General features: G+C 61.6%; 16 protein-coding genes. 15 read left to right on the top strand and 1 reads right to left on the bottom strand.

Features of this window, described 5'->3' with window-relative positions; translation table 11 throughout:
• Positions 1-56 precede the first annotated feature (56 nt).
• The 9 genes from PHS32_RS01780 to PHS32_RS01740 all read left to right on the top strand — a co-directional run bounded on the left by PHS32_RS01780 (position 57) and on the right by PHS32_RS01740 (position 9,660).
• Complete coding sequence (locus PHS32_RS01780; RefSeq protein ID WP_301077037.1) at positions 57-530, top strand: Lrp/AsnC family transcriptional regulator; 474 nt, start codon at positions 57-59, stop codon at positions 528-530.
• A 53-nt stretch (positions 531-583) separates the two neighbouring features.
• Positions 584-1,312 (top strand): GNAT family N-acetyltransferase, encoded by a 729-nt coding sequence (locus PHS32_RS01775; RefSeq protein ID WP_301077036.1) that lies wholly within the window; start codon positions 584-586, stop codon positions 1,310-1,312.
• Between the two features lie 88 nt (positions 1,313-1,400).
• Positions 1,401-2,270, top strand: coding sequence for a transporter associated domain-containing protein (locus PHS32_RS01770; RefSeq protein WP_301077035.1), 870 nt, complete (start codon positions 1,401-1,403; stop codon positions 2,268-2,270).
• The gene (lnt, locus tag PHS32_RS01765; RefSeq protein WP_301077034.1) at positions 2,257-3,840 is read left to right on the top strand and encodes an apolipoprotein N-acyltransferase; all 1,584 of its coding nucleotides are present in this window, start codon (positions 2,257-2,259) and stop codon (positions 3,838-3,840) included. The genes PHS32_RS01770 and lnt overlap by 14 nt, the downstream gene beginning before the upstream one ends.
• Before the next feature lie 87 nt (positions 3,841-3,927).
• Positions 3,928-4,992 carry a glycine--tRNA ligase subunit alpha gene (glyQ, locus tag PHS32_RS01760; protein WP_301077033.1) on the top strand — a complete coding sequence of 355 codons (1,065 nt, stop codon included), beginning with the start codon at positions 3,928-3,930 and terminating at the stop codon, positions 4,990-4,992.
• Between the two features lie 134 nt (positions 4,993-5,126).
• Positions 5,127-7,325 (top strand): glycine--tRNA ligase subunit beta, encoded by a 2,199-nt coding sequence (glyS, locus tag PHS32_RS01755; protein ID WP_301077032.1) that lies wholly within the window; start codon positions 5,127-5,129, stop codon positions 7,323-7,325.
• A gap of 175 nt (positions 7,326-7,500) precedes the next feature.
• Complete coding sequence (gene gmhB, locus PHS32_RS01750; RefSeq protein ID WP_301077031.1) at positions 7,501-8,061, top strand: D-glycero-beta-D-manno-heptose 1,7-bisphosphate 7-phosphatase; 561 nt, start codon at positions 7,501-7,503, stop codon at positions 8,059-8,061.
• On the top strand, positions 8,061-8,795 hold the full coding sequence (locus PHS32_RS01745; RefSeq protein WP_301077081.1) for a lysophospholipid acyltransferase family protein: 735 nt from the start codon (positions 8,061-8,063) through the stop codon (positions 8,793-8,795). The genes gmhB and PHS32_RS01745 overlap by 1 nt, the downstream gene beginning before the upstream one ends.
• A gap of 10 nt (positions 8,796-8,805) precedes the next feature.
• Positions 8,806-9,660 carry a SprT family zinc-dependent metalloprotease gene (locus PHS32_RS01740; protein WP_301077030.1) on the top strand — a complete coding sequence of 285 codons (855 nt, stop codon included), beginning with the start codon at positions 8,806-8,808 and terminating at the stop codon, positions 9,658-9,660.
• Here PHS32_RS01740 and PHS32_RS01735 read toward each other — a convergent pair.
• Positions 9,636-10,727 carry an MBL fold metallo-hydrolase gene (locus PHS32_RS01735; protein WP_301077029.1) on the bottom strand — a complete coding sequence of 364 codons (1,092 nt, stop codon included), beginning with the start codon at positions 10,725-10,727 and terminating at the stop codon, positions 9,636-9,638. The genes PHS32_RS01740 and PHS32_RS01735 overlap by 25 nt on opposite strands.
• A gap of 108 nt (positions 10,728-10,835) precedes the next feature.
• Between PHS32_RS01735 and PHS32_RS01730 the strand changes: the two genes are divergently transcribed.
• From PHS32_RS01730 to aceK, 6 genes are all read left to right on the top strand, one after another.
• Positions 10,836-11,273: a MerR family DNA-binding transcriptional regulator gene (locus PHS32_RS01730; RefSeq protein WP_301077028.1), complete on the top strand. Its 438-nt coding sequence runs from the start codon at positions 10,836-10,838 to the stop codon at positions 11,271-11,273.
• A gap of 42 nt (positions 11,274-11,315) precedes the next feature.
• Entirely contained in the window at positions 11,316-11,747 is a 432-nt protein-coding gene (locus PHS32_RS01725) for a PaaI family thioesterase (RefSeq protein WP_301077027.1), read from the top strand.
• 144 nt (positions 11,748-11,891) lie between these two features.
• The gene (locus tag PHS32_RS01720) at positions 11,892-13,070 is read left to right on the top strand and encodes an isovaleryl-CoA dehydrogenase (RefSeq protein ID WP_301077026.1); all 1,179 of its coding nucleotides are present in this window, start codon (positions 11,892-11,894) and stop codon (positions 13,068-13,070) included.
• A gap of 37 nt (positions 13,071-13,107) precedes the next feature.
• The gene (locus PHS32_RS01715; protein ID WP_301077025.1) at positions 13,108-13,650 is read left to right on the top strand and encodes a GNAT family protein; all 543 of its coding nucleotides are present in this window, start codon (positions 13,108-13,110) and stop codon (positions 13,648-13,650) included.
• 25 nt (positions 13,651-13,675) lie between these two features.
• Positions 13,676-14,347 carry a carbonate dehydratase gene (gene can, locus PHS32_RS01710; RefSeq protein WP_301077024.1) on the top strand — a complete coding sequence of 224 codons (672 nt, stop codon included), beginning with the start codon at positions 13,676-13,678 and terminating at the stop codon, positions 14,345-14,347.
• A gap of 59 nt (positions 14,348-14,406) precedes the next feature.
• Positions 14,407-16,233, top strand: coding sequence for a bifunctional isocitrate dehydrogenase kinase/phosphatase (gene aceK / locus PHS32_RS01705; RefSeq protein WP_301077023.1), 1,827 nt, complete (start codon positions 14,407-14,409; stop codon positions 16,231-16,233).
• The last annotated feature ends 41 nt before the right edge of the window (positions 16,234-16,274 follow it).

The following is a 16,274-nucleotide window of genomic DNA, read 5'->3' as shown; positions in this document are numbered from 1 at the left end:
CGCCAGATGCTTGGTCTGAATTGCCTAAAGCACAATAAAAATGCAAAATTTAAAAGATGGAAACATTAGACAAGCTTGATAAGCTGATTTTGAGCACCCTACAGGCGAATGGACGCGCTTCCTATGACCAGATCGCACAAACCGTCAGTCTGTCGCCCAGCGCCGTGTTGCGACGCGTGAAACGCCTGGAAGAAAGTGCTGTCATCGACCGTTACGTCGCCCTGTTGAAACCGGAGGCCGTGGGCCTTGGACTGATGGCGCACATCAACGTACGGCTGGAGAAGAATACGGAAAACCATAAACGCAATCCGCGCGATCTGTTTTACGCCAGCGTTCAGACTTGGCCCGAAGTCGTTGAGTGCGATGCCTTGAGTGGTGAAATGGACTACTTCCTAAGGGTCTTGGTTAGAGACATGAGTGCGTACTCACATTTCGTGATGGAGACGCTGCTCAAGCATCCCAGCGTGCAGGATTGCAGAACCAGCTTTGTGCTGGATCGCGTCAAGGCGACGACGGCGCTGCCGCTGTAGGGTGATTGGTGCTTTGGGCGGAGCACTCTAGGGAAAACCCTTATAGTGGAGCCATGGTTGAAACAAGCGATTTAATCCAGGCACCGCTGCCCTCTGGGTCGGCGCCGTCGTGCGCGCCGACAGAAGGCACGGCAGCACCGACGGAGCGCAGAACGCCGGTGCTGGTACCGATCCGCTCGCTGGGTGTCAATCATCGTGGGCGCATCGCCCGTCATCTGCTGGCGCTTGAGCCGCATGACCGTTACCTGCGCTTTGGATTCACCGCCAACGACGACCAGGTTCAGCGCTATGCCGACAGTCTGAATTTTGAGCGTGATGAGATATTTGGCATCTACAACCGACGCCTCGAGTTGATTGCCATGGCACATCTGGCCTTTTCCGTCGACAGCAAACTGACTGTTGGCGCCGAGTTTGGCGTGTCGGTATCGAAGTCGGCCCGTGGCCGCGGTTACGGCGCGCGCCTGTTTGACCGGGCCGCCATGCATGCGCGCAACGAGGGCATCAGCCGGCTGTTCATTTACGCCCTGAGCGAAAACGCCGCCATGCTGAAAATTGCCCGCAACGCCGGCGCCACAGTGGTGCGCGATGGCTCTGAATCGGAGGCCCATCTGCAACTTCAGCCGGCTACTTTCGACAGCCGTTTGACCGAGTTGCTGGCTGAACAGGTGGCGCAGACCGACTACCACATCAAGGTCCAGGCCAAGCAGTTCTGGGACGTGCTGGCCGGGGTGCAGGCGATCCGCCGCGATGTGCAGGAGGCACAGCGCAGCTGCCCGAAGTGAGGCAGCCGGGGAGGCCGGCCACCAGGGGGTCACGCCAATCCGCTATCCTTTAGGGTCGTCAACAACCGCATGTCCTGCTTTTCCCACTGTGTCAGACCCCCATCCTGCGCGACATCCTGACCGAGAAGACAAACGCACGTTTCTGCAAAAACTGGCTGAGTTCATTCACCCGGGGCCGGACTCCACCGCGGAGTTGATCGCGACCCTGGCCGAGGCGGAAGAAAACCACATCATCGGCGCCGATTCGCGGGTCATGCTGGAAGGCGTGATCCGCATGGCCGATTTGACGGCGGGTGACGTGATGGTGCCCGCCACTCGCATGGATCTGGTCAATATCGACGAGCCCTACGATGCCATGCTGCATGGCGTGATCGACACCGCGCACTCACGCTTTCCGGTCTACCAGGGTGAGCGCGAAAACATCATTGGCGTCCTGCTGGCCAAGGACTTGCTCAAGTTGCAGCGCGCCCCCGAACTCAATATTCGGGCCTTGCTGCGTCCCGCCGTGTTCGTGCCGGAAAGCAAGGGGCTGAACGATTTGCTGCGTGAATTCCAGGGCAACCGCAACCATCAGGCCATCGTGATCGACGAATTCGGACGCGTTGCCGGCCTCATCACGATTGAGGACGTACTGGAGCAAATCGTCGGCGAGATCGAGGATGAGTTCGATATTGCCGAGGACGAGGGCGATATTTATGGTCTGGCGGATCGCAGTTACCGCGTCAGCGGAGACACCACGATAGCGCGTGTCGACGATGCCTTTGGCGTCAAGCTGACCAGCACCGACCCGCAGGACCAGTTTGACACGATTGGCGGTCTGATTGCCCATGAGATGGGGCACGTTCCCAAGCGTGGCGAGCGGTATACGCTGGCCGGGCTCGATTTTGTGGTGCTGCACACCAAAGGTGGTGCCGTCAAATGGTTCAAGGTTTCACCCGTGGTTGATGAATCCTCTTAACGCTCAGAACCGCTGGCCCAGCCTGTTGCGAATGGCGCTGGCCTTGCTGGCAGGCGCAGCCCAGGCGGCCAGCATGGCCTGGCCGCTGTCCGTCTCCTTGCAACTGCCGGGCTTGCGTCCCGGTCAGCCGGTTTGGTGGCTTCAGTGGCTGGCATTGGCGCTGTTGGTGTGCCAGCTACGGGGCACCCGAAGCTGGCGTCAGGCGGCGCTGTCGGGTTGGTTGTTCGGCACTGCCTGGTTGCTCGGCAGCGTCGGCTGGACTTTTGTCTCGCTGCACACTTATGGTGGCCTGCCCGCCCCTCTGGCAGCCCTGGCGGTACTGGCACTGAGCGCTCTGCTGGCCTTGTACTACGCTGCGGCCAGCGCCCTGTTTGTCGCTCTGGCGCCTGCCGGCAAGGCCTGGGTCGCCACTGTTTTTGCAGCGCTGTGGCTGCTGGCCGAATTGGCGCGTGGCACTTGGCTGACCGGTTTTGGGTGGGGTGCCTCGGGTTACGCGCAGGTCGACGGGCCGTTGGCCGGCTACGCGCCCTGGCTGGGTGTCTATGGCATGTGCGCGCTGTCGGCGTGGCTGGCCATGACACTGGTGCAAGCGTGGCAAGGTGGCCCCTGGCGCGATCGGGTGCTCGCTCTGGCGGCTGCGCTGGCGCTGCTGGGGTGGCCGTTCGCCTACTCAATGTTGGCACCCGAGCTGTCAACGGCCAGTGGTCGCCTGAGTGTCACGCTATTGCAAGGCAATATTGCCCAGGACGAAAAATTTGAGGCCAGCACCGGTGTGCGGCAGGCCTTGCAGTGGTATGCGGAGCAACTGCAAAGCAGCCGCACGGCACTGGTGATTGCGCCTGAAACCGCCATTCCGGTGCTGCCGCAACAGCTGCCGCCGGATTATTGGGAAGCGCTGCAACAACGTTTTGGCACAGGCCAGCAGGCGGCCCTGATCGGTTCACCTCTGGGCAACTACCAGCAGGGTTACACCAACTCGGTGGTGGGGCTGAAACCAGGGCAGGCGCAGCCCTGGCGCTATGACAAACAGCATCTGGTGCCGTTTGGTGAGTTCATTCCGCCGTTTTTCAAATGGTTCACCGCCATGATGAACATCCCGCTGGGCGACTTCAATCGCGGCGCCGTCAAGCAGGCGCCCTTCGACTGGCAGGGGCAAAAACTGGCGCCCAACATCTGTTACGAAGATCTGTTTGGCGAGGAACTGGCGCAGCAATTTGCCGACCCGGCGCTGACCCCCAGCATCTTCGTCAACGTCAGCAACCTCGCCTGGTTCGGCAACAGTCTGGCGATGGACCAGCACCTGCAGATCGCACGGATGCGGGCGAAGGAGTTTGAACGTCCTCTTGTTCTTGCAACCAATACCGGCGTGACCGCCATAGTCGACCACCGGGGCACCATCGTTGCCGCCGCGGCACGCGATACCCGGGCGGTTCTGGTGGGTGAGGTGGAGGGTCGAACCGGTGTTACGCCCTACGTCTGGTGGGTCTCCCGGCTGGGTCTGTGGCCCCTCTGGCTGTGGGCTTTGGGCTTGGTTTTGTGGGCGTGGCGTGCCAAGTTGCGAAAGCGCTGACCCGCCACGGTGCGGTTGCGCCACGCCGGCAGCCATCGAGCCCGTAAAATCGAGCTTTTACACGCGAGCGTCGCAGCACACCCAGTCATGTTGACTTTCCAGCAAATCATTTTGAAACTGCAGTCCTACTGGGATGCCCAGGGCTGCGCGCTGTTGCAGCCCTATGACATGGAGGTGGGTGCCGGCACCTCCCATACAGCTACTTTTTTGAGAGCACTGGGACCCGAGCCGTGGAAGGCTGCCTACGTGCAGCCGAGCCGCCGCCCGAAGGACGGCCGCTACGGGGAAAACCCGAATCGGCTGCAGCACTATTACCAGTACCAAGTGGTTCTGAAACCGGCGCCGGCCAATATTCTGGAACTGTACCTGGGCTCGCTGGAAGCGCTTGGATTTGATTTGAAGAAGAACGACATTCGTTTTGTCGAGGACGACTGGGAGAATCCGACACTGGGCGCCTGGGGCCTGGGCTGGGAGGTTTGGCTCAATGGCATGGAAGTGACGCAGTTCACCTACTTCCAGCAGGTCGGCGGCCTGGACTGCAAGCCCATCACGGGTGAAATTACCTACGGTCTGGAGCGCCTGGCGATGTACTTGCAGGGTGTGGACAATGTCTATAACCTGGTGTGGACCGACACCGGGTCAGCGCCGGGCCGCTCCCAAGCTGACCCAGCCCACTCGGGGCTGAGTCCCGCGGCTCCGGGCCTGCCTGCGCAGGCCGGGACGGGGCGAAGAGACGTTGACTCTGGAAGTGGCCTGTCCAGCGAGCCACACGCAGTGGGCGAGCGTGGGGGCAAAATCCTTTATGGCGACGTCTATCTGCAAAATGAAAAAGAGCAGTCGGCCTACAACTTCGAACACGCCGATGCCGATTTTCTGTTCACCGCTTTTACCGCGCATGAGAGGCAGGCCAAGTACCTGATGGAACAGCAACTGGCCTTGCCGGCTTACGAGCAGGTGCTCAAAGGTGTGCACACCTTTAATTTGCTGGATGCACGCGGCGCCATCAGCGTGACCGAGCGTGCCGCCTACATCGGTCGCCTGCGCAATCTGGCGCGCGCCGTGGCGCAAAGCTATTTTGAGAGCCGCGAGCGGCTGGGCTTCCCGATGGCCCCGCGCGAGTGGGTGCAGCAGATGACAAAGAAGGCTGCATGAAACTGGTGTTTGTCATCCCGGACTTGACCCGGGAACCATGGATGCCGGATGTTATAACCCCGGACCTGATCCGGGGCCGCAATGACAGGCTGACAGTCCGCTGTATTGGCGCTGCCTTCAACTAATCAGGAATCATGGTTACTCAAAATTTGCTTGTTGAATTGTTTGTTGAAGAGCTGCCGCCGAAGGCGCTGAAAAAGTTAGGCGATGCTTTTGCGTCGCAACTGGCCGACCAACTGCGCAGCCAGGGCTTGGCCAGCGTGCAATCGGTGGTGACCGCTTACGCCTCGCCGCGCCGCCTGGCCGCGCACGTCACGCAAGTCTGGCGCAAGGCCGCCGACAAGGCGGTGCAGCAAAAGCTGATGCCGGTGTCGGTCGGGCTGGACGCCGCCGGCAAGGCGACGCCTGCCCTGCTGAAGAAATTGCAGGCGCTGGGCGCCGATCTGTCGGATCCGGCAGCTACCGTGAGGGCGCTCAGACGAGCGCCCGACGGCAAGGCCGAAGCCTTGTTCTACGACAGTCTGGTCACGGGTGCCACGCTGGACACCGGTTTGCAGAAGGCTCTGGAAGAGGCGATCGACAAGCTGCCGATCCCCAAGGTCATGAGCTACCAGTTGGAAACCGATTGCGAGCTGCCGGGTTGGAGCAGCGTGCACTTTGTGCGCCCGGCGCACAGTCTGCTGGCGCTGCACGGCAGCACCGTGGTGCCGATCAAGGTGTTGGGGCTGGCCGCCGGCAACACGACCCAGGGCCACCGCTTTGAAGCCCGCGTGTCGCCGGTGCTGATCGCCGATGCCGACGCTTACGCCGCCACGCTGGCCCGTGACGGTGCCGTGATTGCCAGCTTCGCCGAACGCCGCGCCGAGATCCTGCGCCAGCTCCTGGCCGCCGCCGCCAAAGTGGGCAATGGTGCCCACCCGATTGAAGACGAAGCCCTGCTGGACGAAGTGACCGGCCTGGTGGAGCGCCCCAATGTGCTGGTCTGCCAGTTCGAGCCGCAGTTTCTTGAGGTGCCGCAGGAGTGCCTGATCCTGACCATGAAAGCGAACCAGAAGTACTTCCCGCTGCTGGACGCCGCCGGCAAGCTGACGAACCAGTTCCTGGTCGTCAGCAATATCAGCCCGGCCGACGCCAGCGCCGTGATTGGTGGTAACGAACGGGTGGTGCGTCCACGCCTGGCCGATGCCAAGTTCTTCTTCGATCAGGATCGCAAGAAGACGTTGGCGTCGCGCGTGGCGGGGTTGGACAAAGTGATCTACCACAACAAGCTGGGCACGCAAGGCCAGCGCATGGAGCGGGTGCGCGCGATTGCCCAAGCCATCGGCCAGCAACTCGGTGGCGAGCTGCTGGCGCAGCAGGCAGACACTGCCGCGCGGCTGGCCAAGGCCGATCTGCTGACCGACATGGTGGGTGAGTTCCCCGAACTGCAAGGCATCATGGGCGGCTACTACGCGCGCCATGACGGCCTCGACGAAGGCATTGCGATTGCCATTGAAGACCACTACAAGCCGCGCTTTGCCGGGGATGAGTTGCCGCGCAATTTGGTGGGAGTCGTCGTCGCGCTGGCCGACAAGCTGGAAACCCTGGTTGGCATGTTCGGCATTGGCAATCTGCCCACCGGCGACAAGGATCCGTTTGCCCTGCGGCGTCATGCGCTGGGTGTGATTCGCATGCTGATCGAGCAGGATGTGCCGTTAGATGTTTCGTGGTTGATTGGCACCTCTTTCGATGCTTGTGAGCGGTATGAAATCAGGGGCGAATGGACAAAACCAGACGGTCAGACTTCTAGAACAACAACGCCATCCCAACTTGACCAGAAAACGCCGGAGCTTGTTGCCGCATTCGTCTTTGACCGCCTGGCCGGCTCCCTGCGAGAACAGGGCTACAGCGCGCAGGAAGTCGAGGCCGTACTGGCGCTGCAGCCGCAGCGCCTGGGCGAGGTGCCCAAGCGCTTGGCGGCGGTGCGCGCCTTCGCCGCCCTGCCCGAAGCCGCCGCCCTGGCGGCCGCCAACAAGCGCATCGGCAACATCCTGAAAAAAGCACAGGACGTCGATCCGCATGTCAGCGAAGTGCTGCTCAAGGAGCCGGCCGAGATCGCCCTGTTTGCCGCGATGAAGGACGTGGTGCCGAAAGCACAGACGCAGTTCGAGGCCGGTGACTACACCGCCTCGCTGCAAAGCCTGGCTGCGCTGCGCGGTCCGGTGGACGATTTCTTCGACGGCGTCATGGTCAATGCCGAGGCGCTTGATTTACGCCTGAATCGCCAGGGCCTGCTGAAAAGACTGCACGAAGCGATGAACCGCGTGGCCGATCTTGCCAAACTAGCAACATGAGCCCCCACGCTCCGCACTTTGTGTCGTCGCTGTACAGGCCGCTTCCTGAGTCAGCGTCTCTTCGCTCCGTCCCGGCCTGCGCAGGCAAGCCCGGAGCCGCAGGACTCAGCCCCGAGGGGGCTGCCCTGCCTTGGGGCGGCCCGGCGGCAGGTCGTCTTTTACTTCGAAGGCTCTCATGAAACTGGTCATCCTCGATCGCGACGGCACTGTCAATCAAGACAGCGACGACTATGTCAAATCGCCGGACGAATGGACGCCTTTGCCGGGTGCGCTGGAGGCGATTGCCCGCCTCAACCATGCCGGCTGGCACGTCGTCCTGGCCTCCAACCAGTCCGGCCTGGGGCGCGGCCTGTTTGATGTTTCCACGCTCAATGCGATGCACGCCAAAATGCACGCCTTGCTGGCCACCGTGGGGGGCCGGGTGGACGCCGTGTTTTACTGTCCCCATGCACCGGACGAGGGCTGCCACTGCCGCAAACCGGAGCCGGGCCTGTTCGAGCAGATTGGCGAGCGCTATGGGATTGACCTGCACGGAGTGCCGATGGTGGGCGACAGCGTGCGCGATGCCGTGGCTGCGGTCGCCGCCGGCTGCGAACCGCATCTGGTGCTGACCGGCAAAGGGGTTGCCTACCGGGGGCGCACCTTGCCAGACAGCTTTCCCCAAGAGACGCAGGTGCATGCCGATCTGGCCGCCTTTGCTGATTTTCTGCTGGCCCGGGAGAGTACAACAGCGTGATGGCATTGATCCGGTCAATCTTGCACTTTGCGTGGATGCTGCTGACGGTCATTCCCTGGGGCTTGACGCTGGTGCTGATTTCGGTCTGGGTCAAGCGCACGCCGCTGTGGTGGTTTGCCGTCAACTGGTTTCGCCTGGTTATTTGGGGCACTCGCGTGATTCTGGGCATTCAGGTGCGGGTCAGCGGCCTGGAAAACCTGCCGCAGGGCGCGACCACCCCGGCGATTCTGCTGTCCAAGCACCAGTCGACGCTGGAGACGCTGCTGTTGCCGACCCTGATGCCGCATCCGCTGGCCTTTGTTTTCAAACGCGAGCTGCTGCGCATTCCCTTTTTTGGCTGGTCCATGGCGCGGCTGGACATGATCCATATCGACCGCGAATCGCGGGCGCAGGCCTTGAAGCACGTGGTGGCGCAGGGCAAGCGGTTGCTGGCCCAAGGCACCTGGATCATCCTGTTCCCCGAGGGCACGCGCATGGCCCGCGGCCAGAAAGGCACTTACCAGACCGCCGGCACGCGCCTCGCGGTGGACAGCGGTGCGCCGGTGGTGCCGATTGCGGTGTCGTCGGGCAAATGCTGGCCGCGCCAGGGCTTCATCAAGCACGCCGGCATCGTCGAGGTGTCGATTGGCAAGCCGATTGCCAGCGTCGGCCGTGAACCCAAGGAACTGATGCGCGAAGTCGAGGCCTGGATCGAAGCCGAGATGCGCCGCATCGATCCCGAGGTCTACCGGTAGTCGCAGCGCAATGCACCCCTTGCTGCGCTTCACGCTCGATCTATTTGCACCGGAGCCGGCGCCGGAGCCAGAAAAAGCGGCGCCGGCCACTGCCGAACTGAAGGCCGGGCCGGGTTTTTGCCATCCCCGTGCCAATCGCGAAGCGCGTCTGTGCGACACCTTGGTGGCTTATGAATTCAAGCGCCGCCAGCGGCGCAGCATTGGTTTTCTGGTTGGTCCGGAAGGTCTGGTGGTGAGTGCTCCGCGCTGGGTGCCGCTGCGCGAGGTGGACGCCGCCCTGCAGGAAAAGTCGCACTGGATCCTCAAGAAGCTGGGTCAGACGCGGGAGCGCCACGAGCGCCTGGATGCCCAGCGCATCGAGTGGTGCGACGGCGCCGTGGTTTTTTTCATGGGAGCGCCGTTGACGGTGCGGCTGGCTCCGCCACACCCCTTGGCTGCTGCTGGCGGGGTGGAACTGAAGGCCGATGCTGCCGTTCCGGTTCTGCTGGTCAGTTTGCCGCCGGCCGCCACGCCGGATCAAATTCGCGACGCGGTGTGCGGCTGGCTGATGCGCCAAGCGAAGCGGGTTTTCACCGAGCGGCTGGATCACTTTGCGCCGCAACTGCAAGTGCAGTGGCGCAAGTTGTCGCTCAGCAATGCCGCTACCCGCTGGGGTAGTGCCCACATTGACGGCTCGATTCGACTCAACTGGCGCCTGATTCATTTTCGCCAGGCGGTCATTGACTACGTGGTGGCGCATGAACTCAGTCATTTGCGCGTGATGGACCACAGCCCGCGCTTTTGGGCCACGGTGCGCAGCGTGGTGCCGGATTACGCCACGCTGCGCAGTCAGCTCAAGGATCAAGCGCCAGCGCGCTGGGCGTAGAACCGATACACCCCATCGCTGTCCAGCGTGCGCCCCAAGCGGCCTTCAAACCACAGCGCATGCAGGTGGGCGATCGACTCGCCCATGGCAAAAGTGGTCTGATGCAGGTCGAGCGTGCGTTTGAACAGCACCGGCACCATGTCGGCCGCGCTGCAAGGCTGGGCCTCGCAGGCCCGCATCACTTCGGCCAAGCGCTCCCGATGGTGCTCATGTAGCTGCCCGATGCGCTGATAAAGACCGGTGAACGGTTTGCCGTGTGCCGGCAGCGTCAGTGTGCCGGCGTCGAGTGCGCGGAACTTGTCGATCGAATCCAGAAATTGCCTGAGCGGGTTGGACTCGGGCTCCTGGTCGTAGACGCTGACGTTGGTGGAAATGCGCGGCAGCATCATGTCGCCACCGATCAAAACCCGCAATTCAGGGCAGTACAGCGAGATGTGTTCCGGCGCATGACCGTAGCCGGCGATGCAGGTCCACTGCCGGGCGCCAATGGTCAGGGTGTCGCCGTCCATCAGACGCCGGTACTGGCGCGGCACCGAGGGGACCAGGGTCTGAAAATAGTTGGCGCGCCCCCTTATTTTGGCCACCGAAACCGGGTCAGTCAGGCCATGGGAGGCGAAGAAAGCGGCCGCCGTATCACCACCGAAACCGGTCGGCCCTTCGCTACCGATGCGCGCCAGGTTGAAGTCGGTGGCGCTGATCCACAAACGAACCCGCCAGCGCTCGCACAGCCAATACGCCAGGCCGATGTGGTCGGGGTGCATGTGGGTCACGATCACCCGCAGGATCGGCAGTCCGTCCAGCTCATTGGCGAAAATCTGTTCCCATTGCGCCTTCGCCAGCTCGGTGCTGATGCAGCAGTCGACCACGCTCCAGCCGGCGCGGCCGTCAATCTCATCGCGCAACAGCCACAGGTTGATGTGGTTGAGTGCGAACGGCAAGGCCATGCGCAGCCACTTCACGCCGGGCGCCACGGTCACGCTGGCGCCGGGGGCCGGCAGCAACTCGCCCAGGGGATAGTGCAACTGCTTTTCGAGTTCATCGGTAGATCGGTTGGCGGGTGGATTCAAAGGGGCTCCTGATTTGCTCCATAATTGACGTTTACGTAAACGTCAATCAAGGTCGACATTGTAGGTGGGGAGGCCCATTTGCGTTGTCACCTTTGTCGAGCACAAGTTATGGCTATCACTTACAGCATCAGCGATCTGGCGCGCGAATTTGACCTGACCACGCGGGCCATGCGTTTTTATGAAGACATGGGTCTGCTGCAGCCCGAGCGCTCCGGTCCCGGTGGCCGCAACCGGGTCTACAGCGGGCGCGACCGCACTCGTTTGAAGCTGACGCTGCGTGCCAAACGACTCGGCTTGAGCCTGACCGAGGCCAAGGAAATCATTGACATGTACGACAGCCCGCGGGACACCGGGCCGCAGTTGCGCAAGTTCTTGCTGGTGATTGCCGAGCATCAAAAGCAGCTGGAAGCCCAGATGACCGACTTGCAGGCCAATCTCGACGAGCTCAAGGTGCACCAGCGTGAAGCCAAGGCCTTGCTGGCAAAAAGCCTCAGCAAGAGCGGGGCGAAGAACCGGGCCGCAAAGCGAAACCTCGGGAACGAGTAGCCCGTGCCCGGGCCATGCCGCAACCCACAGGAAAGAATACCGATGACAGATCAGACTCCCTTGGCGCGTGTGCAAAGCAGCTTCGAGCGACAAGGCATGATGCGGCACCTGGGCGCGCGGCTGCTACGGGTCGAGTCGGGCCGGTGCCAGATCGCCTTGCCGTACTCCGACAAGGTGACGCAGCAGCAGGATGGTTTTCACGGCGGCGCGATCGGCGCCTTGGCCGATATTGCCGGTGGCTATGCCGGCTTGACGCAGGCGCCGCCGGGCATGGAGGTCACTACGGTGGAATACAAGATCAATTTTTTGGCGGCTTTTCAGGGAGGCGAGATGCAGGCCAGCGGGCAAGTGGTGAAGGCCGGGCGCCGCATCATCGTGACCCGGGTGGACGTTACGCACGTTGCCTCCGATGGCCAGGAGAGTGCTTGCGCGGTGATGCAGCAAACGCTGATGCCGGTACCGAAGACATACTGATATTTTGTGGGACAGACCGCAGTTACGCGAAGCGAACCAGCTCTGTCCCCAACCGTTTGGAATTTGCGGGGCAGACCGCGGTTGCACGAAGCGAACCCGCTCTGTCCCCAAGCAATTGGGAATTTTTTTACAAGGAAACAAACCATGAACATGCCGGGACTCAACTTTCAGCTTGGTGAAGACATTGACGCCTTGCGCCATGCAGTGCATGAATTTGCACAAACCGAGATCGCGCCGCGCGCCGGCGAGATTGACAAGCTGGATCAGTTTCCGATGGACTTGTGGCGCAAGATGGGTGATATGGGGCTGCTGGGCATCACGGTGGGCGAGGAGTTTGGCGGCGCCAACATGGGCTATCTGGCGCACATGATTGCGATGGAGGAAATCTCCCGCGCGTCGGCCTCGGTGGGCCTCTCCTATGGCGCGCACAGCAATCTTTGCGTGAATCAGATCAAGCGCAACGGCACGCCCGAGCAGCGCAGCAAATACCTGCCCAAACTGATTTCCGGCGAGCATGTCGGGGCCCTGGCGATGAGCGAACCGGGTGCCGGCAGCGACGTCATCAGCATGAAACTCAGGGCCCAGGACAAGGGCGGCTTTTACCTGCTCAACGGCAGCAAGATGTGGATCACCAACGGCCCCGATGCCGACACGCTGGTGGTCTATGCCAAGACCGAACCTGAACTGGGCGCCCGCGGTGTCACCGCCTTCCTGATCGAAAAAGGGATGAAAGGATTTTCAGTGGCGCAAAAGCTCGACAAGATGGGCATGCGCGGCTCGCACACCGGCGAACTGGTGTTCACGGATGTGGAGGTGCCGGCGCAGAACATTCTGGGTGGTTTGAACAGCGGCGCCAAAGTGCTGATGAGCGGGCTGGACTACGAGCGCGCGGTGCTCACCGGCGGGCCGCTGGGCATCATGCAGTCGGTCATGGACAACGTGCTGCCTTACATTCACGACCGCAAGCAGTTCGGCCAAAGCATCGGTGAGTTTCAGCTGATTCAAGGCAAGGTGGCCGACATGTACACGGTGCTGCAGGCCGGGCGATCGTTTGCCTACACCGTTGCCAAGAACCTGGATCTGTTGGGTGTCGAGCACGTGCGCCAGGTGCGCAAGGACTGTGCCTCGGTCATTTTGTGGTGCGCCGAAAAAGCCACCTGGATGGCCGGTGAAGGGGTACAGATCTTTGGCGGCAACGGTTACATCAACGAGTACCCCCTGGGGCGCCTGTGGCGCGATGCCAAGCTGTACGAGATCGGCGCCGGCACCAGCGAGATCCGCCGCATGCTGATTGGACGCGAGCTGTTTGCGGAGACCATGTAATGCAGCAGGAGCAGCGGCATGAATCGGAGCGCGTTCAATGAGTGCGCTTGATGTGCCTGTGCTATCGGGTTCGCGCTGTGTCCTGCGCGCCCTGACCCTAGCCGACGCAGCGTCGATGCGCCAGCATGCCGACGACGAGGCGGTGTGGCGCAATCTGTTTGAAGGCTTTCCGCGGCCCTACACCCTGGCCGATGCGCAGTGGTGGTGCGGTGCGCGGCCGGCTTCACTTGGCTATGTATGGGGAGTGGACGTGGGCGGGCAGGTCGTTGGCTGTATTTCGGTGCGCCCTGAAGACGGCTGGTTGCGCTGTAACGCTGAGGTGGGCTACTGGATCGGACAAGCGCATTGGCGGCGTGGCATCACGTCCGAGGCGCTGGCGCTGGTTACCTTTTGGGCCTGGGCGACGCTGCCGGAGGTGACGCGCTTGTACGCGCCGATCTTTGCCTGGAACGAAGGCTCGCAAGCGGTCGCGCGCAAGTGCGGCTACGTCAAGGAAGCCGATCTGCGGCGCAGCGCTATCAAGGACGGCCGGGTCATCGACCGTGTTCAGTGGGCGGCATTCGACCCCAAGGGGCACTGAGTCAGTGCAACGTTAATATCCTCGCATGACCACCTCCCTGCAACACCTGTTCGACCACAACCTGGCCTGGGCCGCGCGCATGGAGCGCGAGCGCCCCGGCTTCTTCACCCGGCTGAAAAGCCAGCAGAACCCCAAATACATGTGGATCGGTTGCTCGGACAGCCGGGTGCCCGCCAACCAGATCACCGGCCTGGCGCCGGGCGAGGTCTTTGTGCACCGCAATGTCGCCAATGTGGTGGTGCATTCCGACCTGAATGCGCTTTCAACCATTCAGTTTGCAGTCGAGCGCCTGAAGGTCGAGCATGTGATGGTGGTCGGGCACTATGGCTGCTCCGGCGTGCAGGCCGCGTTGCAAGGTGTGCGCATTGGCCTGGCCGACAACTGGCTGATCCATGTCCAGGACGTGCGCGATCGGCACCGTGACTTGCTGGCCCAAATTCCAGAGCCTGCACGCTACGACGCTCTGGTGGAACTCAATGTGATCGAGCAAGTCATCAACGTGGCGCAAAGCACCGTGCTGCAGGATGCCTGGGCGCGCGCTCAAAGCGTCGCCCTGCATGGCTGGGTTTATGGCGTGCACGACGGCCTGCTGCACGACCTGCAGATGACGGTGACCGGCCCGGATGATCTGGAGCGGTGCTACCAGGCTGCCGTTGCCGCGGTGGCGAATACCACCCGTCGAGACGGTAATCACTGATAAAACCGGATCCAGTGATCGTCCTCATTGCGTAAGAAGCTACTGAATAGATAGCAATCATGTTTCCGACCCGTCTTGACTCCTCGATTGCCTACGACATCGCCAAAGCCATGATGGATGGCTTCAACCGGCACTACCGCCTGTTCCGCACCGAGTCGGCGCGCGCCAAGCACCGTTTCGAGACCGCCGACTGGCACGGCCAGCAACGCGCCCAGCGCGAGCGCATCGAGTTTTACGACTTGAGGGTGCGCGAATGTTCGAGGCGGCTGGAGCGCGAATTCAAGGCCGGTGAGCAGCCGATGGACATCTGGCAACAGATCAAACTGCATTACATCGGCTTGCTGGTGAATCACCACCAGCCGGAGCTGGCCGAGACCTTCTTCAACTCGGTCACCACCAAAATCCTGCACCGCAGCTATTTCCAGAACGACTTCATCTTTGTGCGGCCGGCCGTCAGCACCGAGTACATCGAGAACGACGAGCCGGCGTCGCGCCCCAGCTACCGTGCCTATTACCCGACCAACGCCAACCTGCAGGAGGTGCTGGTGCGCATGTTGCGCGACTTCGACCTGCGCCTGGCGTTTGCCGACCTGGAACGCGATGCGGCGCGGGTGCAGGCCGCCATGCTGGCGCAACTGCGGGATGCCAGGCTGCGTGCCAACTTTCAGATCCAGGTCCTCACCGGTCTGTTCTTCCGTAACAAGGGTTGCTACGTGGTCGGCAAGCTGATCAACGGCTTCACAGAATTTGCGTTTGCGCTGCCGGTCCTGCACGACCGGGCCGGCAAACTGGTGGTCGATGCCACCTTGTTTGGCGAAGATGACTTGCTGATGCTGTTCAGTTTTGCGCGCGCCTATTTCATGGTCGAGATGGAAATCCCGTCGGCCTATGTGCAGTTTTTGCACAGCATGATGCCGCGCAAGCCGCGCAATGAAATTTACAACGCACTGGGGCTGGCGAAACAAGGCAAGACGCTTTTCTACCGTGATTTTCTGCATCACCTGCGCCACTCCAGCGACAAGTTCCGCATCGCCCCCGGCATCAAGGGCATGGTGATGCTGGTGTTCGACCTGCCGTCGTTTCCCTACGTGTTCAAGGTCATCAAGGACTTTTACCCGCCACAAAAAGACACCAGCCGCGAGCAGATCAAAAGCAAGTACCTGCTGGTCAAACAGCATGACCGCGTTGGCCGCATGGCCGACACGCTGGAGTACAGCGAGGTCGGCTTTCCGCGCGACCGCTTTGACGATGAGTTGATCGCCGAGATCGAAAAGTTCGCGCCCAGCCAGCTCGAGATCAGTGACCGCGATGGCGATGGCCTGATCGAAGTCATCGTCAAACATGTCTACATCGAGCGACGCATGATTCCCCTCAACATCTATCTGCAGGAAGCCTTCGACGCCGGCGGCACCGAAGCCAACCCGCGCGGCGCTGCTGCGGTGCAGGCGCGCGAGCAGATTGAGCGCGCCGTCGTCGAGTACGGCAACGCCATCAAGGACCTGGTGGCGGCGAATATATTTCCCGGCGACATGCTGTGGAAAAACTTCGGTATCACACGCCACGGCAAGGTGGTGTTTTACGATTACGACGAGATCGAGTACATCACCGACTGCAACTTCCGAAAAGTGCCGACGCCGCGCAACGAGGAGGAAGAAATGTCCGGGGAAGTCTGGTACAGCGTGGGTGCCAAGGATGTGTTCCCGGAAACTTTTGGCCCGTTCCTGCTGGGCAACCTGGCGGTGCGCGATGCGTTCATGAAGCACCACGCCGACTTGTTGGAGGTGGACTTTTGGCAAGGCCACAAAGAGCGCATTCTGGCTGGCCACGTGTTTGATGTGTTTCCTTATGACCGCGACAAACGGTTCAACCCCGAGCCGCCTGGATAGGGCGGCTCAAAATGTTTTTTCAACCCCTGCAACAGGAGATC

This window comes from Rhodoferax sp., assembly GCF_028714215.1.
In the GTDB taxonomy this organism is placed as follows: domain Bacteria; phylum Pseudomonadota; class Gammaproteobacteria; order Burkholderiales; family Burkholderiaceae_C; genus Rhodoferax.
Note: the sequence above shows the minus strand (reverse complement) of the source record. Positions and strands in the feature narration are given on the sequence as shown.